The sequence below is a fragment of the Streptomyces sp. NPDC001604 genome (assembly GCF_042893475.1).
Classification (GTDB): domain Bacteria; phylum Actinomycetota; class Actinomycetes; order Streptomycetales; family Streptomycetaceae; genus Streptomyces.
On sequence record NZ_JBIAUY010000003.1, the window covers coordinates 268724 to 293863 of the forward strand.

The window sequence follows — 25140 nt, forward strand, 5'->3', positions numbered from 1 at the left end:
CCGCCCGGACCGACCCATGGAGAGACGATGACCACGGCGAAGAGGACGAACGCGCAGGTGCCCGCGCTGCACGCCGCAGACAGCCACGACATGATCCGCGTGCACGGTGCGCGCGAGAACAACCTCAAGGACGTCAGCATCGAGATCCCGAAGCGCCGGCTGACGGTGTTCACGGGGGTCTCCGGTTCGGGCAAGAGCTCGCTGGTCTTCGACACGATCGCCGCGGAGTCGCAGCGCCTGATCAACGAGACCTACAGTGCCTTCGTGCAGGGCTTCATGCCCAGCCTGTCGCGGCCCGAGGTCGACGTCCTGGACGGTCTGACCACCGCGATCAGCGTCGACCAGCAGCGGATGGGCGCCGACCCGCGCTCCACGGTCGGCACCGCCACCGACGCCAACGCGATGCTGCGGATCCTGTTCAGCCGGCTCGGCAAGCCCTACGTGGGCCCGCCCGGGGCGTTCGCCTTCAACGTCCCCTCGGTCTCCGCGGCCGGTGCCATCTCCGTGGGCGGCGGCGCCAAGCAGAAGGTCACCTTCAACAAGGTGGGCGGCATGTGCCCGCGCTGCGAGGGCCGCGGCTCGGTATCCGACCTGGACCTGACCCAGCTCTACGACGACAGCAAGTCGATCAACGAGGGTGCGTTCACCATCCCCGGCTACACCGGCGGCGGCTGGAACTCCCGGCTGTACGCGGAGTCCGGCTTCTTCGACCCGGACAAGCCGATCAGCAGGTTCAGCAAGAAGGAGCTGCACGACCTGCTGCACCGGGAGCCGACCCGGATGAAGATCGCGGGCATCAACATGACCTACGAGGGTCTGATCCCGCGCCTGCAGAAGTCGATGCTGTCCAAGGACAAGGAGGCGATGCAGCCGCACGTGCGGGCCTTCGTGGAGCGTGCGGTCACCTTCACCGTCTGTCCCGAGTGCGAGGGAACCCGGCTCGCCGAGCACGCCCGGTCCTCGAAGATCAAGAAGATCTCGATCGCGGACGCCTGCGCGATGGAGATCAGGGACCTGGCCGACTGGGTGCGTGGACTCGCGGAGCCGTCGGTGGCGCCGCTGCTCACCTCGCTGCAGCAGACCCTCGACTCGTTCGTCGAGATCGGTCTCGGCTACCTCTCGCTGAACCGGCCAGCCGGCACGCTCTCCGGTGGTGAGGCGCAGCGCGTGAAGATGATCCGCCACCTCGGCTCCTCCCTCACCGACGTCACGTACGTCTTCGACGAGCCGACCGCGGGCCTGCACCCGCACGACATCCAGCGGATGAACGGCCTGCTGCTACGGCTGCGGGACAAGGGCAACACGGTACTCGTCGTGGAGCACAAACCGGAGGTCATCGCGATCGCGGACCACGTGGTCGACCTCGGCCCCGGCGCCGGCACGGCGGGCGGCACCGTCTGCTACGAGGGCCCGCTCGACGGGCTGCGCGGCAGCGACACCGTCACCGGACGCCACCTCGACGACCGCTCGAAGCTCAAGGACGGGGTGCGCAGGTCCACCGGCACGCTGGAGATCCGCGGCGCCACGGCGAACAACCTGCGCGACGTCGACGTGGACATCCCGCTCGGCGTGCTCGCCGTGATCACCGGTGTCGCGGGGTCCGGCAAGAGTTCGCTCGTGCACGGGTCGATCCCCGCCGAGCTCGGGGTCGTCTCGGTCGACCAGAGCCCGATCCGGGGTTCGCGGCGCAGCAACCCGGCGACGTACACCGGTCTGCTCGAACCGATCCGCAAGGCGTTCGCCAAGGCCAACGGCGTCAAGCCCGCGCTGTTCAGCGCCAACTCCGAGGGCGCCTGCCCGACGTGCAACGGCGCGGGCGTCATCTACACCGACCTGGGCATGATGGCCGGGGTCGCCAGCACCTGCGAGGACTGCGAGGGCAAGCGGTTCGACGCCTCGGTCCTCGAATACCGGCTCGGCGGCCGGGACATCTCCGAGGTGCTCGCGATGCCGGTTTCCGAGGCCCTGGAGTTCTTCGCCGAGGGCGAGGCCCGCACCCCGGCCGCGCACAAGGTGCTGGAGCGTCTCGCGGACGTCGGGCTCGGCTATCTCACCCTCGGCCAGCCGCTCACCACGCTCTCCGGCGGTGAGCGCCAGCGCCTGAAGCTGGCCACGCACATGGGCGAGAAGGGCGGTGTCTACGTCCTCGACGAGCCGACCACCGGCCTCCATCTCGCCGACGTCGAGCAACTCCTCGGTCTGCTGGACCGGTTGGTGGACTCCGGCAAGTCCGTGATCGTCATCGAGCACCACCAGGCGGTCATGGCGCACGCCGACTGGATCATCGACCTCGGCCCCGGCGCCGGCCACGACGGCGGCCGCATCGTCTTCGAGGGCACCCCGGCCGACCTGGTCGCGGCCCGCTCCACCCTCACCGGCGAGCACCTCGCGCAGTACGTCGGCGCCTGACCGCGGCGCCACATGTCCGGTCGGCCTTGACCCTGCCCAAGGGGCAGGGCCGACCGTGGCGGTATGGATGACGACGCACTGCTGGCCGAACAGTTGGCCTACTACCGGGCCGGCGCGGCCGAATACGACCGGCCCTATGCGCAGCTCGCAGACCTGCAGGACCTGCTGGCCTCCGTCGACACTCTGCCGATCACGGGAGATGTGCTGGAACTGGCCTGCGGAACGGGCCAGTGGACCCGGCTGCTCGCCACGCGGGCGCGCTCGGTGACGGCCGTCGACGCGGCGGCCGAAACGCTGGCCCTCGCCCGTGCGCGCACCGACGCCCCCACGGTCGAGTTCGTCGAGGCCGACCTGTTCGCGTGGCGGCCGCCGCGGCGCTACGACACCGTGTTCTTCTCCTTCTGGCTCTCGCATGTCCCGCCGGCGCGGTTGCCCCGCTTCTGGAGCACCGTCGCCGAAGCGCTCGCTCCCGGCGGCAAAGTGATCTTCATCGACGACGGGCCCGCCGAGGCCGCGACGGAGGTCGTCCTCGCGGATCATCCCGTCCCGGCGGCGGTGCGTCGGCTCGACGACGGCAGCGAGTACCGCATAGTGAAGGTCTTCCACGATCCCCGGACGCTGACGCGCGACCTCACCGCGCTGGGGTGGTCGGTTCGCATCCGGCCGGTGGCGGGCCGGTTCATCGCCGTCGCAGAGCCCGCGAACGACACCGTACATCGGATCAATTCCTGATTGGTTGAGAACGTTGACGCCTACTGCGCGCAAGTCCTACGCTCCTCCGAAAAATAGATCCGATGAATCGAACCGTCAGAACCGTCCGTTCGCATCGTGGAGGCACCCCGCAATGACCTCTAGACGAACCGTGCTCGGCTCAGCCCTCGGCGCCACGACGGCCGCCGCCTTACCCGGCGTCGCCGCTGCCGCCACCGCTCCCCCGGATGCCTCCGCGGCCGACGGCCGCTGGCAACTTCGCAACCGGATGGACTCCGACGGCGCCTGGGCCGGATTCCTGCGGGGGCAGGATCTGGTGTGGCACCGGCTGCCCACGGTCTGGTACGAGGGCCCGTTCCTCGGCGACGGGCGCCTGGGCAGCATGGTGTACCGGGAGCCGGACGCGAACAGCATCCGTTTCACCGTGCAGCACGGCGAAGTGCAGGACCACCGGCCGGAGTTCGGCAGCGGCTGGGGCACCGCCCGGCTGCCCGTGGGGCATCTGACCCTGGACCCGGCCGGCACCATCACCTCCGTCGACTGGCGGCTGAGCCTGTGGAACGCCGAGCTCACCGGCACGGTCAGCACGGACAAGGGCACCCTGACACTCTCCGCGCTCATCCACGACGGGATACTCGCCGCACACGTGACGGCCGACGGCGAGGAGCAGGTCCGCTGGACCTTCCACCCCGAGGAGGCCATCAGCCCCCGCAAGATCCAGGAGGCGCCACCGGCCGGATACGTCGCCAACCCGCCCTGGACCACACAGACCACCGGCGATGTCGAACAGGTCCTGCAGCCGCTCGCCGGCGGCGGCCAGACCGCGACGGCGCACCGCCGCTCCGGCGACACCCTCCTGCTCAGCGTGGCCCACAGCCACCCCTCCGACACCAGGGCCGGGGAGGTCTCGCTCAGGAAGATCCAGCGCGCCGGTTCCTACGGCAAGCTCCGCTCCCAGCACACCCGCTGGTGGCACGCGTTCTACCGCAAGAGCTTCGTCTCGATCCCCGACCAGCGGCTGCAGAGCTTCCACTGGATCCAGCTGTACAAGGTCGCGTCGGCGAGCCGCGCGGGCGGCCCCGTGATGGCCACCTCCGGGCCGTGGCTGGAAGCGACGCCCTGGCCGGCCGTGTGGTGGAACCTCAACGTCCAGCTCGAGTACTGGCTCATCCACGGCTCCAACCATCTCGAACTCGACTCGCTCGTCAGCACGTTGAGGCAGAGCCAGGAGCAGCTGGTCGCCAATGTGCCCTCCGCCTACCGCCCGGACAGTGCCGGCATCGGCCGCAGCTCCGACATGTTCGCCGACCGCAGTGTCGGCATGCCCGGCGCCGGCGCCGAAGTGGGCGACCTGACCTGGGCGTTGCACAACGCGTGGCTGAGCTACCGGCACACCATGGACGAGGCCCTGCTGCGCGACACCATCTACCCGCTGCTGCGCCGCACCATCAACTACTACGGGCACTTCCTCCAGCCCGGCGACGACGGCAGGCTCCACCTGCCCTCGACACTCTCGCCCGAGTACCCGGTGGTCCCCCCACGGGACACCAACTACGACCTGGCGCTGATCCGCTGGGGCTGCACCACACTCCTGGACGCGACCGCACGACTCGGGATCGACGACCCGCTGAAGCAGCGCTGGCAGGAGATCCTGGCCAGACTGACCCCGTATCCGGTCGACGAGAACGGCTTCATGATCGGCGCGGAGACACCGTACGCCCAGTCCCACCGCCACTACTCGCATCTGCTGATGGTCTATCCGCTCTACCTCGTCAACTGGGACCAGCCGGAGCAGCGGGAGCTGATCGAGAAGACGGTGGTGCGATGGCACGCGCTGACCGGCGCGCACCGCGGCTACAGCTACACGGGCGCCGCGTCGATGTACGCGATGATGGGCCGCGGCGACACGGCGCTGACGTACCTGAAGAAGTTCTTCGACCCCACCACCCGCTATCCGTGCCGGGCCAACACCCACTACACCGAGGCCGGTCCGGTGATCGAGACGCCGCTGTCGGCCTCGCAGTCCCTGCACGACATGCTGTGCCAGAGCTGGGGCGGTGTCGTACGGGTCTTCCCCGCCGTCCCGTCCTCCTGGCCGGACGTCACCCTGCACGACTTCCGCGCCCAGGGCGCCTTCCTGGTCAGCGCGGTCCGCACCGAGGGGATCACCCGCTTCGTGCGCGTGCGCAGCCTGGCGGGCGAGCCGCTGGAACTGCGCCACGGGCTGCCCGACGGCCGGCTGACCGCCGTCCTCGACGACGGCCGCCCGGCGCACACCCGCACCACCGCCGAGGGCACCCTCGCGATCGACCTCCCCAAGGGCCGTGAGGTCCTGCTGTACACCGGCGACCGGCCCGATCTCGTCATCGCGCCGGTGGCGGTGACCGAGCCCGGTGCGGCGTGGGGGCTTCCGTAGCGCCGTCCGCGCCCGGCGCAGGACAATGACCGCATGGGTGAGCCGGTGGACGAGGCGGTGCGGGCGGCGCCTGCGCCGCCGCTGCGCGGACTGGTGGGCTGGTACTCCGGCTACCGTCAGCGCGGCATCCCGCACGGTCGGCACCGGGGGCTGCCCTCCCCGTGGCTGACCTTGATCATCACCCTGGACGAGCCGCTCAGCATGGCCGCCCATCCCGATCCGGGCGCCGCCCCCGGCGACTACCCCACCCTGCTGGGCGGCCTGCACCTGACGCCCGCGCTGATCGACATCCCCGGACGGCAGTCCGGCATCCAGGTCGCGATCAGCCCGCTCGGCGCGCGCGTCCTGCTGGGGCTGCCCGCGGGAGAGCTGGCCGGGACCGACGTCCACGCCGACGACGTGCTGGGGGCGGGCATGCGCGAGGTCCACGACAGGGTGCGGGAGGCTCCGGACTGGGCCGCCCGGTTCGCCGTCCTCGACCACTGGCTGCTGCACCGCATGTCCCGAGGCGACGGTGCGGAAACGATCACCCCGGTGGCCGACGCCTGGCAGCGGTTGCTGGCCGCCGGCGGTCGCCTGCGCATCGACAAGTTGGCCGCCGACTCCGGCTTCAGCGAGCGGCATCTGCGCAACCGCTTCCGCGCCGACATCGGCCTCACTCCCAAGGCTGCCGCCCGGGTCATCCGCTTCGACCTGGCACGACGCCGTCTGGCAGCCCGCCCGGGCCTGCCCGACCTCGCGAGGCTGGCCGCCGACTGCGGCTACGCGGACCAGTCCCACCTCGACCGCGAGTTCGCCGCCCTGGCCTCCTGCACACCGAGCGCCTGGCTGGCTCAGGAGTTCCGAAACATCCAAGCCGGGCACCATCCGCCCGCGTGACCCTGGTGAGAGCGGCCGGGCACCCCGGCAGGCTCCCGGCTCCCGCGAAACGGAGGCACACCGCCATGACGACCAGTACGCCCGACACCGCCAAGCAGCCGCCCGCCCCGCAGGTCTGGCCCACTCTGCGCGCCCACGACGCCCGCGCGCTGATCCGCTTCCTCGTCGAGGCCTTCGGCTTCGAGGAGACCGTGGTCTACGCAGAGGGCGACCTGGTACAGCACGCCCAGCTCAGCTGGCCCGAGGGTGGCGGCATCATGCTGGGCTCCGTGCGCGAGGAAAAGGAGCCGGGCACCGGCCCGACGCCGCCCGGTGCCTTCGGCGCCTACGTCGTCACCGCCGACCCGGACGCCGTCCACGCGCGCGCCAAGGCCGCCGGCGCCGAGATCACCACGGATCTTCACGTCACCGACTACGGCTCCCGCGACTTCGCCGCCCGCGACCCCGAAGGCAACCGATGGTACTTCGGGACATATCGGGGCGAACCGCGCTGATCATGATGAGGTGAGCATTCTCACCCGGACCGGTCGCAGGGGGCCGACCTGGGATTTGTCGCCCTCCGGCCGCCGCCCCGGCATCCACATCACTGCCGCCGTTCACTGCGGATGGGCACACTGGGGCATGCGCTGCTGCCTGTCCGCTCCCCTCGCCGCTCTCTCGGCCCTGCCGGACCCCTGTCAGATCCTGCGTTCCGGCGCCCTTCTCACCCCTGCCCTGCTGCGGACCGCCGCCGATGCCCTGCGCGGCCCGGCGGGCAGGAACAGGCACAGCCACCGCGACGGACTGGCCGCCGTCCATCTGGAACTGGTCACCCTGACCGAGGACCGCGCCGTCATCACCTGGTACACCGGGGTGCCCGGCACCGACGACGGCTTCGGCCACATGCTCCCGGCGGTCACCGAGGGCGAGGTCGTCTACGGCACCCATCCCGGCCGCCTCACCCGGGTCGCGGCGGAGGACGGTCCGGTGGCGCACCACTACGTGGAGCTCACGGACCTGGAGCCCGGGCAGACGTACTACTACCAGGCCCGCTCACGGGGCGTATCGGCGACGCCGACGCCGCTGCATCTCGTGCGCGGCAACGCCGTCGGCACCAACCGCCACGGGCTGGGCTCGGCCGGAGGCCCGTACTCCTTCACCACGCCGCAGCCGCCGCCGGGGCGGCATCTGCTGTCGATCGCGCTCTGCAACGATCTGCACCTGGGTGAGACCACCGCCGGCCTGGTGACCGGCATGCCTCTGATGCGGGGGATCAGGCAGGAACACGGCCGCGCGCCGTATCCCGAGATCATGAGCCGGGCCGTGGTCGAGGAGGCCCGCCGGCGCGGGGCGGACGTGCTGCTGGCGGCCGGGGACATCTCGGCCGGCGGGGCGGCCGAGGACCTGGCCGAGGCCAAGCAGATCCTGGACGGTTTCGGCGCCCACGGTCAGGACTACTTCGTGGTACGCGGCAACCATGACCGGCCCGGGCACGGCAACTGCCGCTCATGTGACGGCGGTTGCGGGGACTCCTTCCGGGACGGCTTCCTCGACGGCGACGGGCCCGCGTACTTGGCGCGCGACCTCGGCGGACTGCGGATCGTCGGACTCGACACCTACGAGAAGGACGGGAACGGCGCCGACTCGGGCGGCCTCGGCGCCGAGCAACTGGCCTGGTTCCGGGCCAAGTTGAGGGAGAATGGGGACCAGCCCACGGTGGTGTTCGGACACCATCCGCTGGCCGTGCGGGACTCCGTCTTCCCGGTGACCGGAGGGCAGCGCCTCGGCCGCCGTCAGGCCCGCTCCATCCTCGACGCCTATGCGAGCGCACCCGGCGTCTTCCTCCATCACGCGGGCCACACCCACCGCAACAAGCGCACGGTGCTGCCGCAGGCCCCGCATGTCACGATGCAGGAGGTCAGCGCGGTCAAGGACTATCCCGGCGGGTTCTGTCTGCTGCGGATCCACTCGGGCGGGTACGCCGTGAACCACTACAAGGCGAGCAGCGCCGCGGCCCGTGAATGGACCGAGCGCAGCCGCCGGGTGGCCGCGGGACTGTGGCCGCACCACGCCCTCGGCCGCTCGGTCACCGACCGCAACAGCATGACCGCCCGCGATCTGTCCGGCATCACCCGCCCGACAGCGGCGATCCCCGCCCAGCGCCGGCCCGAGGTGTACGCCGCACATCCACAGCCGTGAGCGCCAGCGCCAGCGGCCCCGGCGCCAGAAACGCCAGCGGCACCAGCACCGAGGCGCACACGGCGGCCGTCGCCAGGGCGAGGAGCACCAGGCCGCTGCCGCCCAGGTCCCGTACCGCGTCCCGGGCGGCCTCACGCAGGGCGGTCGGCCAGTCGTCCAAGGACGCGGGGCGGGCGCAGGCCCTGAGGGCGACCACGGCGGCGCAGGCGCCGATCACGGCCGCGGTCACCGCGAACAGCGGCCCGCCCGGCAGTCCCGCCCCCGCGAGCGCCAGGTCCGCGGCGAACAGCAGCGCACCCGCCAGCGCGGCGGCGCCTGCGGCAAGGTCGCCCGCCCGCAGGCGCCGCCGCAGCAGAGCGACGTAGCGACCGGCGGTGACGGGCTGGTCCTCCCGTGCGCCCCGCAGGACCGCGCAGGCCGTCGACAGTGCTGCCGGGGCGGTCAGCAGCGGCAGGCAGGCCGCCGCCGTGGCGAGGCCGACGCTCAGCATGTCGGCGAACAGGGTCATGCGCGGCCCGAAGACCTCGCCCGGCTCGCGCGTCCGCGCATCGCTCACCCCGCTCACCCCTTCAGTCCGGAGCCGGCCATGCCCTCCACCAGGAACCGCTGGAAGGCGAGGAAGAACAGCACGATCGGCAGCAGCGCGATCACCGACATCGCGAACATGGGCCCGAAAGCCGACTGGCTGGAGGCGTCCACGAACGAGCGCAGCGCAAGCGTGAGCGTGAACTTGTCCGGGTCGAAGAGGTAGATCAGCTGGGTGAAGAAGTCGTTCCAGGTCCAGATGAAGGTGAAGATCGCCGTGGTGATCAGCGCGGGGCGCGTCAGCGGCAGGATCACCTGGAAGAAGCTGCGGAACGGCCCGCAGCCGTCGATGCGCGCCGCCTCCTCCAGCTCCCTCGGCAGTCCGCGCATGAACTGCACGATCAGGAAGACGAAGAACGCCTCCGTGGCGAGGAACTTCGGCAGGATCAGCGGCCAGTGCGTGTTCACCATGCCGAGCTTGTTGAAGATGATGTACTGCGGGATCAGCACCGCATGGTGCGGCAGCATGATCGTCGCGATCATGAAGGCGAACATCGGCCCGCGGAAGCGGAAACGCAGCCGGGCGAAGGCATAGGCCGCAAGGGAGCAGCTGACGACGTTGCCGACGACCGCACCGCCCGCGATCAGCAGCGAGTTGCCGAGCAGCCGCCAGACGGACACGTCGTTCACGCCGTCCAGGGCGGTCTTGTAGTTCGACCATTCCAGATGGCTGGGCAGGAGGTTGAGGCTCGCGATGACCTCGTCGGCCGGTTTCAGGGAGGTGGCGAGGAGCCAGGCCAGCGGGTAGAGCATGACCAGCAGTGCGGCCAGACAGCCGAGGTGCACGGCGATGCGGCCCCGGCGAACAGGATTTCGGGCTACGGCGGTTGTGGTCATCGCTCCCCCTCGGAGGCGTAGAAGACCCAGGAGCGCGAGGTGCGGAACAGCACCGCGGTGACGGCGCCGATGACGAGCAGCAGCACCCAGGCCATGGCGGAGGCGTAGCCCATGTGGGAGGCGACGAACCCGCGGTCGTAGAGGTAGAGGGTGTAGACGAGGGTGGAGTCCGCGGGGCCGCCCTTGCCGCCGCTGACCGCGAAGGCGGGCGTGAACACCTGGAACGCCTGGATGGTCTGCAGCACCAGGTTGAAGAAGAGCACCGGGGACAGCATCGGCACGGTGACGGACCGGAACTGCCGCCACCTGCCCGCCCCGTCCACGGCCGCCGCCTCGTACAGCTCGGCCGGTATCTGCTGCAGCCCGGCCAGGAAGATGACCATCGGCGCACCGAACTGCCACACCGTCAGCAGCGCTACGGCGAGCAGCGCCCAGCCGGGCTTGTTGACCCAGCCGCCGGTGCCGAGGAGGTGGTCCACGGTGCCGCCGTCGTTGAAGACCGCGCGCCAGACGAGGGCGATGGACATGGACGCGCCGAGCAGCGAGGGGGCGTAGAAGGCGGAGCGGTAGAAGCCCTTGCCGCGCTTCATGGTCTTGAGGGCGAGCGCGACCAGGAGGGCGAGCGCCAGTTGCAGGGGGACCGCGATCACGACGTACGTCAGGGTCGTGACGACCGACCGCCAGTACCGCGGGTCCTCGGTGAACATCTGCGTGTAGTTCCGCAGGCCCACCCAGTGCGGCGGGCTGAACAGGTCGTAGTCGGTGAAGGAGAGATACAGCGACACGGCCATCGGCAGCAGCGTGAGGACACTTGCTCCGAGCACCCACGGGGACAGGAACACCCAGGCGGCGCCCTCGCGTTCGCGCTTGGGGCGGCGTTCGGCTGTGGGTGCGGGCCGGGGCGGGCGTGCGGTGGGTGCGGGGATGTCGGTGGTGGTCATGACCTCAGCTCCGCCTTCGCCTCGGTGACATAGTTCTCGGCCGCCCGGCGCGGCGACATGCGCTCGTACGACACCTGGTCGTAGTCGCGCTGGAAGGTGGTCTGCAGGGCGTTGTCGCCGGAGGGCGGGGCCTGCGGCGGGTCCTTGAGTGAGCCCTCCAGGGAGGACTGGAAGTCGGCGACCGTCTTGTCGAAGTCCTTGAGCTGTGAGGCCGTCTGCTCGCGGATGGTCTCGTTGACGGGGATGCCGCGGGTCGCGCCGAGGATCTTCGCCGCCTGCTGGTCGTTGAGGAGGAAGTCGACGAGTGCGGCGGCCTCCTTGCGGTGGCCGGTGTGGGCTCCTATGCCGAGGAACATGGACGGCTTGAAGTACTGTCCGGGCGTGCCGTCCTCCCCCGAGGGCATCGGTGCGAGCGCGACGCCGCCCTTGACGAGTGCGAGGTAACCGCTGGACGGGGCGTCCCAGTTGAAGTCGGCGGTGGCCTTTCCGCGGCCGAGCGGGGTGTTCTCAACAGAGCCGTCGAGCTGGGTGGTCTGTTCGGCCGGGGAGACGGCGCCCTCCCGGCGCAGCCGGTCGGTGAAGGTCCACCAGCGGGCGAGGTCGCCGGCGGTGAAGCCGAGGCCGCCGGACTTGGTGTACAGGGCCTTGCCCTGGCCGCGCAGCCACACCTCGAAGGCGTCCTCGCTCTGGCCCGGGTCGGTGGAGCCGGGCCTGCCGGTCTTCCTGGCCAACTCCCGTACGCTGTCGGCCCATTGGCTCCAGGTCCAGCCCTTGCGCGGGAGGGGCACCCCGGACGCCTTCCACGCCTTCACGTCGTAGACGACGGTCTCGGTGCCGCGGCCCTGCGGAATGGCGTACTGGGTGCCGTTCACCCGTCCGGTGGCCAGCAGGCCCGGGTCGATCTCGGCCGTGCGCAGGACGTCCTTGACCTTGCCGAGGTCGAGCAGGACATGGCCGGAGGCGTACTGGTCGATCTGGCGGTAGTCGAGCTGCATCACATCGGGTGCGTCGCCGCCCGTGGCCTGGATGGCGAGCTTCTGCTTGTAGGCGTCGTAGCCGGAGAACGACGTCTGCACCCGCACGTTCGGATGCTGTTTCTCGAACAGGGCGACGGCCTGTTCGGTGCGTGCCGCGCGGTCGGGGTTGCCCCACCACGTGTAACGCAGCACGACCTTGCCGCCGCCGGCCGACTCCCCGGATCCCCCGCAGCCGGCCAGCACCGCACTGAGCACGAGTGCGGCGGCCGCTGCGCAGAACCCCTTTGTCCTGTGTCCGGGCATGCCGAGGTCACCTCTTTTCCTCACAGCTGCTTGCTCTCACGACAGGTCGGTCACCACGCCAGACCGGCCAGGTGGCCGGCGACCCGGTCGCGGTCCCAGGCGCCGTCGGCGACGACGAGCCGATAGCGGTAGGCGAAGGACTCGCCGGACGGCAGCGCGAACTCCTCGAAGAACGCCCAGGAGAACGCGACCGTGGGGATCGGTTCCGAGCGCACGAACCAGTGCGAGTCGTGGATCGCGGACCGCCCGTCGAGGTTCTCGGGTGCGTGGACGAAGACGAGGGTGGAGTGCGCGTCGACGTCGTCGTGCTCGGTGGTGAAGGCCAGCCAGGGGCCCTGGGTGCCCATCAGCTTGCCCGCGTCCGAACCCGCTCCCCCGTCGAGGTCGGGGCCGAAGGCGGTGCCGCCGGTGAAGTCGCGGGGGCCGCGCCACTGCAGTCCGGTGTAGCCGGCCATCTCGCGGCCCTCGGTGGTGGGCGAGCCGAAGGCCAGGGGCTCCTCACGGAGGTTGGTGAGGTGGATCGACCAGTCCAGGGCCCAGGCTCCGGCCTCCTGGTCGACGGAGTGGACGGTGAGCCCGCGCTCCTCGCGCGCCCACTCGGCACCGCCGTTCTCCACCCAGGTGAGGGCCTCCGTGAAGGCGAGCCGGTCGTCCTCGACGGTGAACGCGCGGAAGCCGTCGTGGCGCATCGAGCCGATGCGGTCGGGCAGCGGCAGATAACCACGGCCGTGGACATAGCAGTTGCCGCCCCAGAAGTTCTGCCCGGACAGGTGACTGGCCGTCATCTGCAGGCCCTTGTGCCAGCGGTGGTCGCTGGGGCGGTAGCCGGTCACGGTGCGTCCGGCGAGGGTGCGCACCGGGTGCGCGTAGGGCTTGCGCGCCTCGAAGGCATCGGGGTCGGGACGGTAGACGTAGCGGAGGATCTCGGTGCCGTCCAGCGCCGCGACCGCGATGTGGTCGCCGTACGCGTGACTGACGCGAATGCTCATGCGCACTCCTCGGGGCGCAGTGTGGGGGTGGTCGCCATGCCTGGCCTGTTGCAGAAAGCGCTTGCGCCCGAAGGTGACCTTAGGTGCGGGGGAATGTCAGGACAACCCCCCGTGCAGTGATGGGAGTCCGCACGAGCGAACAGGCCCGAGGTGCTCGAGCTCGTCGCGCCTCCATCTCGCTCGGGGATTGGTATGGACCTCCCCTCGAGCCCCCGCTAGGCTCTGCCGCGCATGAAGTGAGAGCGCTCTCAACGTTCTGCTGTTCCACCCCACCCTGCTGGAACAACGAAGGGGCCACTCCCTTGAGACGCACAACAGCCATGCGCACCGCACTGTCCGCACTTCTCCTGCTCGGCAGTTGGGCCACCGCGAGTGCCGTGCCGGCCTCTGCCGCCGACTCCCCCTCACGCACCCCCGAACCGCCGGCCTCCGCCTCACTGCTCTCCGCCATGCAGCACGACCTGGGCCTGACGAGGGGGCAGGCCGAGGCGCGTCTGGCCGCCGAGAAGACGGCGGCGGCCGTGGAACGGGAGGCGAGGCGTGCCGCCGGGTCGTCGTACGGCGGCTCCTGGTTCGACGCCGCCAGCGGCAAGCTGACCGTCGCTGTCACCCGTGGCGCGAACACCGAAGCCGTGCGCGCGACCGGCGCGACCGTACGCCTGGTGCGGCACAGCGCGCGGCAACTGGACGCGGCGAAGGCACGCATCGACGCACACTCCGCGCCCACAGGCATCAGCAGTTGGTACGTCGACGCCAAGACCAACAAGGTCGTCGTGGACGTCGTCGCCGCACACCGTCGTGACAACGATGTCCGCGCCTTCCTGGCCCAGGCCCGCCATTCCGGCCCGGTCACGGTGCGGCAGACCGCCGACGCGCCGCGGACCTTCGCCGCCGGCACCGTGGGCGGCGACCCGTACTACACCGGCAACGTCCGCTGCTCCATAGGTTTCTCGGTGTACGGCGGCTTCGTCACCGCCGGGCACTGCGACCAGCACACGGGCGCGGTGTACGGCTGGGACGGCTCCTACGTCGGCAACTTCCAGGGCTCGTCGTTCCCGGACAACGACTACGCCTGGGTGAACGTGGGCAGCGGCTGGTGGACCGTGCCGGTGGTGCTCGGCTGGGGCACCGTCTCCGACCAGTTCGTGCGCGGTTCCGCCGAAGCCCCCGTCGGTGCGTCGATCTGCCGCTCCGGCTCCACCTCGCACTGGCACTGCGGCACCGTCCTGGCCAAGAACGAGACGGTCAACTACAGCCAGGGCGCCGTCCACGAGCTGACGAAGACCAGCGTCTGCGCCGAGCCCGGCGACTCCGGCGGCTCCTTCATCAGCGGCGACCAGGCGCAGGGCGTCACCTCCGGCGGCTGGGGCAACTGCAGCTCCGGAGGCGAGACCTGGTACCAGCCGGTCAACGAGATCCTCAACCGGTACGGGCTGACGCTGCAGACTGCCTGAGTCCGCGCCGCCGAGGCCGAGCGGGCTTCGCCGGACTCAACCGGCGAAGCCCGCACAGGTCTTTTGGCATGTACGAGGGCTTACCGGAACGCCGCGACATGACTCCGCGCCCAGTCGGCGAACGTGCGGGGCGCGCGGTGCAGGATCTGCTCGACGGCGGGGCTGATGCACTGCTCGGCAGGTAGCTCGGCCCAACCCACCCCATAGGCTGACCCTGCACACCGCCTGCGCTCCCACCGATGCGACTGAGCGGGCTTCACCGCGCATCAGCCGACGCGGCCCGCCCACGCCTTGCGCAGCCGCAAGGGCTTACCGGAACGCCGCGACATGACTCCGCGCCCAGTCGGCGAACGTGCGGGGCGCGCGGTGCAGGATCTGCTCGACGTCGGGGCTGATGCGCTGCTCGGCAGGTGTGGGATTGCCGAGGATGTCGAGGGTCGTGTCGGCCACGGGCTCGGGCAGGAACTGCAGCATCTGTGCGCGGGCCTCGTCGCGGGTCTGCTCGATGAAGCGCACCGGTTCACCGAGCGCGTCGCCGATCGCCTCGGCCTGTCGGCGGGGCGTGGTGAGGGCGGGTCCGGTCAGCTCGTAGGTCTGTCCGGCGTGGCGGTCCTCGCGCAGGGCCGCGGCGGCGACCTCGGCGATGTCGTCCGGGTCGATGGTGGGCAGGCCGATGTCGGCGAACGGCGCGGCGACCGTCCGTCGGGTGCGCACGGACTCGGCCCAGGCGTAGGTGTTGGAGTTGAAGCCGCCGGGCCGCAGGATCGTCCAGTCCAGGCCCGACTGCCGGACGGCGTCCTCGATGGCGCGTGCGACACCCCCGTGCGAGGCCGACTCCGGCCGGGTAGCGGCCCCTTGGGAGGAGAGCAGCACGACTCGTTCGATCCCGGCGGTCTTGGCGACGTCGAGGATGTCTCCCGGGCTGAGCAGGTGTGCGCTGGGGCCGCCGTTCTGCAGGAACAGCGCCTCGGCGCCGTCGAACACCGGCCGGAGGCTCTCCGGATCGGTCAGGTCTGCCTTTCGATGGCGGACACCGTGGGGCGCGTCCGCGGCCGATACGTTCCGGGAGGTCGCGGTCACCTGCGCACCGCCGGCTGCGAGGGTCTGCACGAGCGATCGGCCGACGTTGCCAGTCGCCCCCGTCACTACGATCACGGTCAACTCCCCTGTGGATTCGGTGTGTTGTCGATGCCCTGATCGGGCGTGAACGCCGCGGGATGCTGTGCCCCGGGCGCCTCCAGGACGCTAACACCGCCGATATAGTAGGTACCTAGAGGAAAGTGGCTATCCCGGAGGGATGCGCATGACGGTCAAAGGCATGCAGGCGGCAACGGCCGGGACCGACCCGGAAGTTGCGTGTCCGATCGGTCCGGTCGTGGACATCGTGTTCAGCCGGTGGACCACACCGATCCTGTGGAGCCTGCACACGCACGGCCGGCAGCGGTTCGTGGAGCTGGAGCGGCGCATCGCGAGGATCACGCCGAAGGTCCTGACCCAGCGACTGAGGCAGCTGGAACGCGACGGTCTCGTCGTGCGCACCTACCATCCGGAGGTCCCGCCCCGCGTCGAGTACGAGATCAGCGAACTCGGCCGCAGCCTCGCCCCGCTCTTCGCGCATCTCGCCGAATGGTCCGCCGACAACCTCGAGAAGGTCGAACAGTCCCGGCAGCACTACGACGCCGATTCGGCCTGAGGGGCTGTCGGTCCCGCAGGATCCGTCAGCGCTCCTGCGGCGAGCGCGGAGCCCGCTTCCTCGGTACGGCGGCAGTCCCCGAGGCGGTCGCCCTGAGGAGGCGGCGGAAAGTGGGGCACTCCATGTGGCTCGGGGCGGGACAGGCTGCGGCGTGCCGCAAGGAGTCGCGCAGGACGCCCAGTTCGCGGATCGTGCGGTCGAGCTCCTCCGCCTTGGCCGCGAGCACCTGGCGGTCGATGCGCGGCTGCCCGTCCGGTGCGAACATGCGCGCGATCTCGTCGAGCGAGAACCCGGCGGTGCGCCCCATCGATATCAGCGCCAGGCGCTCCAGTACGGCGGGGTCGTACTGGCGGCGCAGACCCCGCCGGCCACTCGCGGCGATCAGCCCCTTTTCCTCGTAGAACCGCAGGGTGGAGGCGGGAACTCCGGCGCGCTGCACCACCTCGGCGATGTCCAGCTCTGTCATTCTCTTTACCTCAAGTCGACTTGAAGTGGCACGGTGTCATCTCGACCCGACCAAGGCAAGCGGAGGAGGCGTTCATGGACGTCAGGCGCGGGAGCGGTGACGATCAGGCGGCCCGTTGGAAGGGGCCCGGCGGCAATGCCTGGGTCGAGCTGCAGGCGGTGCTGGACGGGATGTTCAAGCCCTTCGAGGACCTGCTCGTCGATGCCGTGGCCGCCGGACACGCGCACCGCGTGCTCGATGTCGGCTGCGGCACCGGGGGCGTCACGCTGGCCGTCGCGCGGCGGCTCGGTGCGGCGGGCCGCAGCGTGGGCGTCGACATCTCCGAACCGGTGATCGCCGCCGCCCGGGCGCGTGCCGAACGCGAGGGCACACCGGCGTCCTTCGTCCTCGGTGACGCCCAGGACCACGCCTTCGAGCCCGCCGCCTTCGACGCCGTCATCTCGCGCTTCGGTGTCATGTTCTTCAAGGACTCCGTGCGGGCGTTCGCGAACCTCCGGCGTGCCGCCGCGGACGGTGCCCTGCTGCAGTTCATCGCCTGGCGCGGCCCTGCGGAGAACCCGTTCATGACGACGGCCGAACGCGCGGCGGCACCGCTGCTGCCCGACCTGCCCGTCCGCCGCCCGGAAGAGCCGGGCCAGTTCGCCTTCGCGGACCCGGACCGGGTCCGCCGCATCCTGACGGAGAGCGGCTGGAGGGGGATCGACATCCGGCCCATCGACGTGTCCTGTGCCCTGCCCGAGAGCGAGTTGGTCCACTACCTCACCCGGCTCGGTCCGGTCGGTCTGGCCCTGAACGGGGTCGACGAGCCGACCCGCGCACACGTCATCGACACGGTCCGCGCCGCGTTCGACCCCTTTGTGCACGGCACGGAGGTCCGCTTCACCGCTGCCTGCTGGCTGGTCGAAGCCCGCGCGTCGGTCACCTCGGCCACCCGCTGACCCGGGTCGAGGGCTCCGCAGCCGCGAAACTTTCGTGTATCCGGCAGCCCGTTGCCGGGCGCGGGTGACTGACGCATAGTGAGGACTCCGTACGACGGGGTGAAGGAACAGGATGCAGCCGAAGAGAGCCCTGGTGGTCCGAGGCGGATGGGAGGGGCACCGGCCGGTCCAGGCCACCGAGTTGTTCCTGCCCTTCCTCGAAAGCAGCGGTTTCACCGTCCGGGTCGAGGAGTCGACCGACGTCTACGCCGATACCGCCGAGATGGCCCGCACCGACCTGGTGGTGCAGTGCATCTCGATGTCGGAGATCAGCGCCGAGCAGGTGTCGGGACTGAGCGCGGCGGTCGCGGCCGGCACCGGTTTCACCGGCTGGCACGGCGGAATCGCCGATTCCTTCCGCGCCTCCTCCGACTATCTCCAGCTGGTCGGAGGCCAGTTCGCGTGCCACCCCGGCAAGGAGCCGTGCGAGCGCCGGGGCGAGGCGGAGGACAACTTCCTGCCGCACACCATCGACATCACCGAGCTCGGCCGCAAGCACCCCGTCACCGAAGGACTCGACGACTTCGCGCTGTGCACCGAGCAGTACTGGGTGCTCCACGACGACCTGATCGACGTCCTCGCCACCACCACGCACCCCGCCCGCGCCTGGCAGCCCTGGCAGCGGCCCGTCACCTCGCCGGCGATCTGGGCCCGGCAGTGGGGCGCCGGGCGGATCGTGGTGACGACACCCGGGCACAGCCTGGACGTACTGGAGAACCCGAACGTCCGTACCGTCATCGAGAGGGGCATGCTGTGGGCGACGCGCACCGCATCGGCGTCGTAGGTCTCGGCGTCATCTCCCGTGCCTATCTGGACACGCTCCTCGGCCATCCCGCCGTACGCGTCACCGCGGTCGCCGACCTCGACCCCACGCGGTCGGCCGCGGTGGCCGCCGAGCTGCCCGACGCCCGGGCGCTGACCGTCGAGGAGTTGCTGAGCAGCCCGGACGTGGACACGGTGCTCAATCTGACCGTCCCTGCCGCCCACGCCGAGATAGCCCTGGGCGCGATCGCCCGCGGCAAGAACGTCTACGGGGAGAAGCCGCTGGCCGCCACCCTCGCCGACGCCCAGGCCGTCATGGCAGCCGCCGAGAAGGCGGGGGTCGGCGTGGGATGCGCACCGGACACCGTCCTGGGCACCGGAGTACAGACGGCGCGGTCGGCCCTGGAGGCGGGGAGCATCGGGCGCCCCCAGTTCGCCTCGGCCGTCATGGTGACTCCCGGACACGAGCGCTGGCACCCCCACCCCGACTTCTACTACACCGCCGGTGGCGGCCCCCTGCTCGACATGGGGCCGTACTATCTCGCGTCCCTGGTTCATCTGCTGGGTCCGGTGCGTGCCGTGATCGGCGCGGTCGGCCGGCTGCGCACCGAGCGCGTGATCGGTTCCGGCCCGCGCGCGGGCGAACGGATTCCGGTCGAGGTGGACAGTCATGTCTCCGGTGTGCTGGAGCACGTGGGCGGTGCCCTGACCACGATCACGACGAGCTTCGACGGCGTGGCCACCACGGCCGCCCCGATAGAGGTCCACGGCGAGACCGGCACGCTGACGGTGCCGGATCCCAACCACTTCGACGGCGAGGTGCGTCTCTTCGAACTCGGCGGCACGCAGTGGCGCACACTCCCGCCGTCGGCGGGTTACGTCGACGGCGCACGCGGCCTCGGTCTGCTCGACTTCCTCAGCGCCGACGGGCGGCGGGCGCCCCGCGCGAGCGGCGATCTCGCCCTGCACGTGCTGGAGACGATGACCGCCCTCCTGCGCTCGTCGGCCGAGGGACGCCGCATCGAGCTGACGACCTCGGTGCTGCCGCCGGCCCTGGTTCCCCTCACGGCCGCCGAGACATGGAGAGAACCGACCGCCGGCCGAACCGCCGCACGGTGAAACCGGCAGCACCTTCCCGTCACGCGGCCTCGGAGGCCAGGTCCCTGCCGCCGGGCTCCGCGTCGGCGACGAGCTCGGCGAGGGCAGGTTTACGGATCAGGAGCAGCGCGGCGTCGTCGTGGAGACGGCCGCCGACATGGGCCAGCAGTTCGTCGTGGAGCGCGCCGAGGGTGCGGGCCGGGTCGTCGGACACATGGCGGGCCAGCCCCTCGTCGAGCGGATAGAACGCGCGGCCGCGGTCGCGGGCCTCGGTGACGCCGTCGGTGTAGAGCAGCAGCTGGTCCCTTTCGGCGAAGGGCAGCACCTGGAGCCGAGGGGCGTGATCGGTGAGCGCGCGCAGCCCGAGGGGCGGGGCCGGGTGCGCGGACTCCACCGCCGTGACGCTGCCGTCCCCGCGCACCAGCAGCGGGGGCGCGTGTCCGCAGTTCACCACCTCCAGCTGCCCGGCCCTCGGGTATCCGGCGACCACGGCGGTGACGAAGTCGTCGCTGCCGAGGTTGCGGGCGAGGCTCCGTTCGATCCTGTCGACGACGGCCAGGAGATCGGGCTCGTCGTAGGCGGCCTCCCGGAAGATCCCGAGCACCAGCGCGGCGGTTCCCACGGCCGGCAGCCCCTTGCCGCGCACGTCGCCGACGATCAGCCGTACCCCGTACGGGGTGGGGATCAGCGCGTAGAGATCGCCGCCGATACGGGCCTCGGCCGCGGCGGCACTGTAGCGGACGGCCACCTGGAAGGGGCCGACGGTCGCCGGGACGGGCGTGAGCAGCGCATGCTGGGCGGTCTCCGCGACCGAACGGACGGCGGCGAGCACGCGTTCGCGGCGTCCGCGCAGTGCGCTGGCCAGACCGCTCGCCAGGGTGACGGCCGCCAGGGCGGACAGTACGGCCGCCAGCTCGCTGCCCGGGACACCGTTGCGGGTGCCGAGCGAGCCGCCCAGCGCCGCGGCGAGGGTGCCGACGCACAGGACACCGCGCGGGCCGTTGGTGGTGGCGGCCAGGGCGGGCCCGGCCGCGAGCATCGGCAGCCAGGTGACCCCGGCTCCGCCGGCCAGGTCGGCGAGCACGATCACGGAGACGATCAGCACGGGCAGGACGGGCGCCCCCGCGGCCAGCTGCGCGACGGCGCGTCTGAGCGACCGTATGGGCCAGTGTCCGCCGCCATGGTCTCGGGCCTGACTCATCTTCTGTCTGCAGTCCTCATCTGTGTGGGGCCGTCGGTCCTGGAGCCCGCCACTGAAATGTCGGTTTCATCCAGGAAACGGGGCGAGGACCGGCCGTCACAAGCAGAGGTTTTTCAGATAGTGAGCGACAGGCTCCTCGTCACGCGGTCTGCCGTCGGGAGCAGCCGCGCCCGGATCTCCGGCAGCCGGGAGAGCCGCTCCGCCGGCATCGAGACGCCGAGCGAGCCGAGGGTGTCGCCGCTGTAGACGGGGACGGCGACACAGACCGTGCCGAGGCTGTACTCCTCCAGGTCCGTGACGGCCGGGGCCACGGGTGAGGTGTCCAGCCTGCGGAGCAGCTCCGGGCGGCTGGTGATCGTCCGGGGAGTGAGGTCGGCGAGGTGATGGCGGGACAGGTAGTCCTTGCGGGCCTCCTCGTCCAGTTCCCGCAGCACGGACTTGCCCAGCGCGGTGGCGTGCCCCGCATCCTCGAACCCGACCCACAAGTCGACGCGGGGTGCGCGGGCGCTGTCGACGATCTCGGCGACGCGGATCTCGCCGTCCTCGTAGAAGGTGAGATAGGCGGCGGTCGCGAACTCGTCCCGCAGTGCGGCGAGCGTGGGGCGGACCCGGCTGAGCAGTGCCTGTCCACGGCCCGTGGTCTGCAGGGTCTGCAGTCTGTCGCCGAGCACGAACCCGCCGTCGCCCAGCTTCCGCAGGTATCCGTCGTGGACCAGCGTCCGCAGCAGGTGATAGGCGGTGGCCAGGGGCAGGCCCGTCTCCCGTGCCAGCTGTTTCGCCGGCGCGCCGTTCTCGTGCGCGCTCGCCGCCTCCAGCAGCCGGAAGGCCCGCTGGACGGAAGTGATCAGCGTGGGGCCGTCGTGCTCACCCATGTGACCAGCGTGCGCCAGCTGCACAGGGCGCGCAACAACTCGCCCGGCAGTCGGCCAAGTTGGCAGGCCTCAATATCTGCTTACGCGGTGCCTCACTCACAAGGCCTATTTTCCGGGCCATCGACCAGGGTAGTGAGTCATTCCCCGAATTCGGCGCGCCGCCGGATGTTCCGGGGATATTTCTTATTAACCTCCACAACTGCACGAAGTCGATCTATCGCAGGTCGCATCCACTTCACTCCACCGGAGATGACATGCACCAGCTTCGCAAGGCTGCCGTCCTGGTCGCCGCCGTCAGCGTCGGACTTCTGGGTGCCGGCACCGCTCAGGCCCACGACGACGGCGGAAAGGGCGGCGGCAGCACCGTCCTGCAGAGCACCACCTGCAGGTCACACGACCTGAACCTGGACATCCTCGGCCAGGTCGGACTGCTCAACGGCCTGCTGGGCGGCGCCCTGAACGGCGAGGGCAACGAGGGCGCACAGTCGACCTCGCTGGGCTCGTCCATGGGCTGCAACAACAGCGTCGGCGGTAAGTAACACAAAAGCTCACCCCGGTGCCCCGGCCACAAGCCGGGGCACCGGGGTTTTCGCATGCACGGAAAAGCCGGCCGTCCGCCGGTATCCCGGAAAGCCGAAATACCGGATCGGGAACCCGCCCCGGTCCAGCATTCGTGAATACAGGTGATTGTTTTCCCTGCCCTGGCTGGAGAGGTCTTTCCAATCACGGACCCCGGGCGACGGAACGTGTGCCGCCTTGGAGGGGGCGATGGAGGGGGCGGTGGCGGAAACGGCAAAAGCCCGGGCGCGCACCCTGAGGGTGTCTGCGCGTCCGGGCTGCCTTTGCTGCTCTGACAGATGTGGGCCGACCGGGGTGCGGGCTACGGAGCCGCTCGTCCCCTTGGCGCCTGGCTACTTGTCGCTCGCATCCTTGGAAACCGGGGCGACGAACGCATCGAGGAACCGATTGAGATCCAACTCCGGCACCGTGTATCTGGGTGCCTGCTCCGGCGTCGCCTTCTTGGAACTCACCGCCGGCGCAAAGTGCCACTGCGGGGTGACTTCGGTGGCCTGCCGCGGCCCGTCGGCGTCGTCGGCGAAGCCGACACCGACACCGAGAACGGACAGCCCCGCCACCGCTACGGCTACGACCGCAGCGCGCTGAAACCTGCGCATGGTTGACCCTTTCTCACCTGGGCGCAAAGCCCTGGATTGACTACTTAGTGTGAGCATATACATGCACTAAGTAGTAATTTGGGATCTTGGGCGCGTCCAATACTCCATTTCGGCCCGCGGCGCATCCGCAGGAGTCCGGCGTCACGCCCTCGGTTTCGCGTTCAGCACGCCGCTCGCGCCCCAGCACTGGCCTCCGCCCCGTCCGGACTACCACACCGACGCGCTACGCCTTCCGGGGGCGGGCGTGTCGGAGCAGGCGCCGGCGGCGCATGCCGTGAGCCACTGGTCGAAGTCGGCGTCGTAGCGGGTACCGATGTCGGAGTCGTAGACGGCGTATCCGCCCGTGTAGTCGCCGACCCTGAAGCGGGTGAGCATGCGCTGGATGTCCGCCGGGTGGTTCTCGAACATGTAGCGGACCGCGAGATACCCCCACGGGTAGGTGCGGATCACGTCGCTGTTCGCATAGGTGTTCTGGAACAGCGTGCTCAGCCGGTAGGTGTGCTTGCCCGCCTCGCCGACGGCCTGCTCGTCGGTGATGCCTCGGTAGCCGTAGGAGACGTATTCCGCCAGGCCCTCGATCCACCAGACGTCCGGCACCGACGTCTGCCGGGTGAAGTCGCCCTTCATGTCGAAGCGGGCGTCCAGGAGGTGCGTGTACTCGTGGTTGAGGTTCCAGACGCGGGCCGTGAAGCCGTCGTCAAAGGGCTTCTGGTACATGATCGAGAGCGGCTGGTCGGCGGGGTCGGCCGGATCTCCGGTCAGCGTGATGCCGCCGTTGTCGGTGCTGACGCCGTAGATCGCCCCGGCGTAGGTCTGGTAGTCCGCGCGGCTGGCGAAGACGACGAGCTGCACGTTCGACAGGTACTGGCCCGGTATGGGGCCGTCGTCCTTGACGAGATCGTGGAAGTACGGGTCCTGGGCGTCGAGGTCGGCGCATACGGCGTCGAGTTCGGCGGAGGTGAGCGCCTGGGCCCGGACGGTGTGGGTCGCGTCGCAGGTGTGGATGAGGGGCAGGGCCGCGTCGGTGAGCCGGGCGGACAGGTTGCAGATGTCGTAGTAGGAGCAGTCGGGGCGGTTGTAGTAGTCGGCCTGGGTCGCCACCGCGACCCACAGCCCGGCCGTGGGACCGGTGATCTTCGAGGCGTTCAGCAGGTCCTTGGCCAGCGGCTGGACCGTGGCGCGCAGCGCGGTGTGTTCGACGTAACGGGCGACGTTCATCCCTGCGTTGGAGTCGAGGTAGGCGCGGTCGGTGCCGAGCAGGTCGAGGTGCTTGAGCGCGAAACCGTGCAGGGTCCGCGCGATGCCCGGGTCGGCGGTCACCGCGTTGACGTAGTCCGGGTTCCAGTTGCCGCGCCAGAGCGGGGTGTAGACGTCGTTGACGGCGGTGATCATGCTCGGGACCGCGTCATAGGAGCTGTCGTAGGCGTTGAGCAGGCGCCGATAGGTCTTCAGGTAGTGGGCCTGCTGGTCGGCGCTGTCGGTGAGGACGACGGCCTCGCCCAGCACGTCTCCGTTCGCCGCGGTGACGTCGCGGGAGTGCCGGTTGGCGAAGAAGGCGTCCAGGCCGCGGGTGGTGGCCTGGGCCAGGGGTGCGCCGTACGGGCCGACGTCGGACGGGTGGTTGAACTGGACGTAGTAGCCGGCCCTCAGGAACAGGACGAGCTGCCACACTCCGGAGGAGTTGTCGCCCCGATACCTTTGCGCCTCTCGTCCGAAGGCCTTCGCCACGGTGACCATCTGGGACTGACGGAAGATGTCGCGGGCTTCGGTGCCGGTCACTGCGAACAGGGTGTTCACGCAGCCCGTGGCCGAGGCTTCGACGAAGGTGACGAGCGCTGAACCGGTCCTGCTTGCGAAGTCGTCCGGGGTGCACGAGACCGGCTTCGGTTTGGGTTTCGGTCCGGTCGGCTTCAACGGGGGCAGTTGGGCCGTGGCGAGCGGGCGGGCCTGCACGGCCGGCTGCTCGGCCGCGGTGGCGGTCGAGCCGGTCGGCGGCGGCGTCTTCCGGACCAGTGTCGTGGGGGTGGCGCCTTGCCGGGCGGGGGGTGCCGCGAGCGCCGGCACCGACAGCATGCCTGCGAGGGTCGTGCAGACGGCGAGGGTGACGGCGGCGCGTCTGGGCAGCGCGAAGAGGTAGCGCATCTCTGTACTCCTCTGCGGAGGGATGCGCCTCGATAAGGGTGTTGAGGCGCGTGAGGCACCATCTCAGCGCCGACT

Annotated in this window: 23 protein-coding genes; 12 read left to right on the top strand and 11 right to left on the bottom strand. The window is 70.4% G+C overall.

The window, feature by feature from the left end; translation table 11 throughout:
- Nucleotides 1-27 precede the first annotated feature (27 nt).
- The 6 genes from ACFY1E_RS10755 to ACFY1E_RS10780 all read left to right on the top strand — a co-directional run bounded on the left by ACFY1E_RS10755 (nucleotide 28) and on the right by ACFY1E_RS10780 (nucleotide 8593).
- Entirely contained in the window at nucleotides 28-2409 is a 2382-nt protein-coding gene (locus ACFY1E_RS10755) for an ATP-binding cassette domain-containing protein (protein ID WP_389073867.1), read from the top strand.
- Nucleotides 2410-2472: 63 nt separating this feature from the next.
- Nucleotides 2473-3141 (top strand): class I SAM-dependent methyltransferase, encoded by a 669-nt coding sequence (locus tag ACFY1E_RS10760; protein ID WP_389073869.1) that lies wholly within the window; start codon nucleotides 2473-2475, stop codon nucleotides 3139-3141.
- 112 nt (nucleotides 3142-3253) lie between these two features.
- Nucleotides 3254-5536 (top strand): Tat pathway signal sequence domain protein, encoded by a 2283-nt coding sequence (locus ACFY1E_RS10765; protein WP_389073871.1) that lies wholly within the window; start codon nucleotides 3254-3256, stop codon nucleotides 5534-5536.
- A 33-nt stretch (nucleotides 5537-5569) separates the two neighbouring features.
- On the top strand, nucleotides 5570-6415 hold the full coding sequence (locus tag ACFY1E_RS10770; protein WP_389073873.1) for a helix-turn-helix domain-containing protein: 846 nt from the start codon (nucleotides 5570-5572) through the stop codon (nucleotides 6413-6415).
- Nucleotides 6416-6480: 65 nt separating this feature from the next.
- The gene (locus ACFY1E_RS10775; RefSeq protein ID WP_389073876.1) at nucleotides 6481-6909 is read left to right on the top strand and encodes a VOC family protein; all 429 of its coding nucleotides are present in this window, start codon (nucleotides 6481-6483) and stop codon (nucleotides 6907-6909) included.
- A gap of 127 nt (nucleotides 6910-7036) precedes the next feature.
- Entirely contained in the window at nucleotides 7037-8593 is a 1557-nt protein-coding gene (locus tag ACFY1E_RS10780) for a metallophosphoesterase (protein WP_389074890.1), read from the top strand.
- On the opposite strand, the gene ACFY1E_RS10785 is transcribed toward ACFY1E_RS10780, so the two are convergent.
- The 5 genes from ACFY1E_RS10785 to ACFY1E_RS10805 are packed head-to-tail and all read right to left on the bottom strand — an operon-like array spanning nucleotide 8523 to nucleotide 13225.
- Nucleotides 8523-9149, bottom strand: coding sequence for a hypothetical protein (locus ACFY1E_RS10785; RefSeq protein ID WP_389073878.1), 627 nt, complete (start codon nucleotides 9147-9149; stop codon nucleotides 8523-8525). The two genes, ACFY1E_RS10780 and ACFY1E_RS10785, sit on opposite strands and share 71 nt — an antisense overlap.
- A 5-nt stretch (nucleotides 9150-9154) precedes the next feature.
- The gene (locus tag ACFY1E_RS10790) at nucleotides 9155-10015 is read right to left on the bottom strand and encodes a carbohydrate ABC transporter permease (protein ID WP_389073880.1); all 861 of its coding nucleotides are present in this window, start codon (nucleotides 10013-10015) and stop codon (nucleotides 9155-9157) included.
- Nucleotides 10012-10956 (bottom strand): carbohydrate ABC transporter permease, encoded by a 945-nt coding sequence (locus ACFY1E_RS10795; RefSeq protein ID WP_389073882.1) that lies wholly within the window; start codon nucleotides 10954-10956, stop codon nucleotides 10012-10014. Before ACFY1E_RS10795 ends, ACFY1E_RS10790 begins: the two co-directional genes overlap by 4 nt.
- Nucleotides 10953-12236 carry an ABC transporter substrate-binding protein gene (locus tag ACFY1E_RS10800; protein WP_389073884.1) on the bottom strand — a complete coding sequence of 428 codons (1284 nt, stop codon included), beginning with the start codon at nucleotides 12234-12236 and terminating at the stop codon, nucleotides 10953-10955. Before ACFY1E_RS10800 ends, ACFY1E_RS10795 begins: the two co-directional genes overlap by 4 nt.
- A gap of 50 nt (nucleotides 12237-12286) precedes the next feature.
- A complete protein-coding gene (locus ACFY1E_RS10805; RefSeq protein WP_389073886.1) occupies nucleotides 12287-13225 on the bottom strand; it encodes a PmoA family protein in 939 nt (312 codons plus the stop codon).
- A gap of 320 nt (nucleotides 13226-13545) precedes the next feature.
- Here ACFY1E_RS10805 and ACFY1E_RS10810 point away from each other — a divergent pair, with 320 nt between their 5' ends.
- Nucleotides 13546-14679 (top strand): S1 family peptidase, encoded by a 1134-nt coding sequence (locus ACFY1E_RS10810; RefSeq protein WP_389074892.1) that lies wholly within the window; start codon nucleotides 13546-13548, stop codon nucleotides 14677-14679.
- Between the two features lie 309 nt (nucleotides 14680-14988).
- Here the strand turns inward: ACFY1E_RS10810 and ACFY1E_RS10815 are convergent, their stop codons facing one another.
- Nucleotides 14989-15834: an NAD(P)H-binding protein gene (locus tag ACFY1E_RS10815; protein WP_389073889.1), complete on the bottom strand. Its 846-nt coding sequence runs from the start codon at nucleotides 15832-15834 to the stop codon at nucleotides 14989-14991.
- 148 nt (nucleotides 15835-15982) lie between these two features.
- Here ACFY1E_RS10815 and ACFY1E_RS10820 point away from each other — a divergent pair, with 148 nt between their 5' ends.
- A complete protein-coding gene (locus ACFY1E_RS10820; RefSeq protein WP_389073890.1) occupies nucleotides 15983-16372 on the top strand; it encodes a winged helix-turn-helix transcriptional regulator in 390 nt (129 codons plus the stop codon).
- Nucleotides 16373-16397: 25 nt separating this feature from the next.
- On the opposite strand, the gene ACFY1E_RS10825 is transcribed toward ACFY1E_RS10820, so the two are convergent.
- Nucleotides 16398-16838, bottom strand: coding sequence for a helix-turn-helix domain-containing protein (locus tag ACFY1E_RS10825; RefSeq protein ID WP_389073893.1), 441 nt, complete (start codon nucleotides 16836-16838; stop codon nucleotides 16398-16400).
- A 74-nt stretch (nucleotides 16839-16912) separates the two neighbouring features.
- Between ACFY1E_RS10825 and ACFY1E_RS10830 the strand changes: the two genes are divergently transcribed.
- The 3 genes from ACFY1E_RS10830 (at nucleotide 16913) to ACFY1E_RS10840 (ending at nucleotide 19696) form a co-directional block, all read left to right on the top strand.
- A complete protein-coding gene (locus tag ACFY1E_RS10830; protein WP_389073895.1) occupies nucleotides 16913-17776 on the top strand; it encodes a class I SAM-dependent methyltransferase in 864 nt (287 codons plus the stop codon).
- A 112-nt stretch (nucleotides 17777-17888) separates the two neighbouring features.
- Nucleotides 17889-18599, top strand: a complete 711-nt coding sequence (locus ACFY1E_RS10835; protein WP_389073897.1) for a ThuA domain-containing protein — start codon at nucleotides 17889-17891, stop codon at nucleotides 18597-18599.
- Nucleotides 18569-19696, top strand: a complete 1128-nt coding sequence (locus ACFY1E_RS10840; RefSeq protein ID WP_389073900.1) for a Gfo/Idh/MocA family protein — start codon at nucleotides 18569-18571, stop codon at nucleotides 19694-19696. The genes ACFY1E_RS10835 and ACFY1E_RS10840 overlap by 31 nt, the downstream gene beginning before the upstream one ends.
- A 19-nt stretch (nucleotides 19697-19715) precedes the next feature.
- Here ACFY1E_RS10840 and ACFY1E_RS10845 read toward each other — a convergent pair whose 3' ends face one another.
- Nucleotides 19716-20876, bottom strand: coding sequence for a PP2C family protein-serine/threonine phosphatase (locus ACFY1E_RS10845; RefSeq protein ID WP_389073902.1), 1161 nt, complete (start codon nucleotides 20874-20876; stop codon nucleotides 19716-19718).
- A 113-nt stretch (nucleotides 20877-20989) separates the two neighbouring features.
- Nucleotides 20990-21748: an IclR family transcriptional regulator gene (locus ACFY1E_RS10850; RefSeq protein ID WP_389073905.1), complete on the bottom strand. Its 759-nt coding sequence runs from the start codon at nucleotides 21746-21748 to the stop codon at nucleotides 20990-20992.
- Nucleotides 21749-22002: 254 nt separating this feature from the next.
- On the opposite strand from ACFY1E_RS10850, the gene ACFY1E_RS10855 reads away from it, so the two are divergent.
- The gene (locus ACFY1E_RS10855) at nucleotides 22003-22287 is read left to right on the top strand and encodes a hypothetical protein (protein WP_344398743.1); all 285 of its coding nucleotides are present in this window, start codon (nucleotides 22003-22005) and stop codon (nucleotides 22285-22287) included.
- Nucleotides 22288-22659: 372 nt separating this feature from the next.
- Here ACFY1E_RS10855 and ACFY1E_RS10860 read toward each other — a convergent pair whose 3' ends face one another.
- Nucleotides 22660-22923 (bottom strand): hypothetical protein, encoded by a 264-nt coding sequence (locus ACFY1E_RS10860; protein WP_389073907.1) that lies wholly within the window; start codon nucleotides 22921-22923, stop codon nucleotides 22660-22662.
- A 207-nt stretch (nucleotides 22924-23130) separates the two neighbouring features.
- Nucleotides 23131-25065, bottom strand: a complete 1935-nt coding sequence (locus ACFY1E_RS10865; protein WP_389073910.1) for a collagenase — start codon at nucleotides 25063-25065, stop codon at nucleotides 23131-23133.
- Nucleotides 25066-25140: the final 75 nt, after the last annotated feature.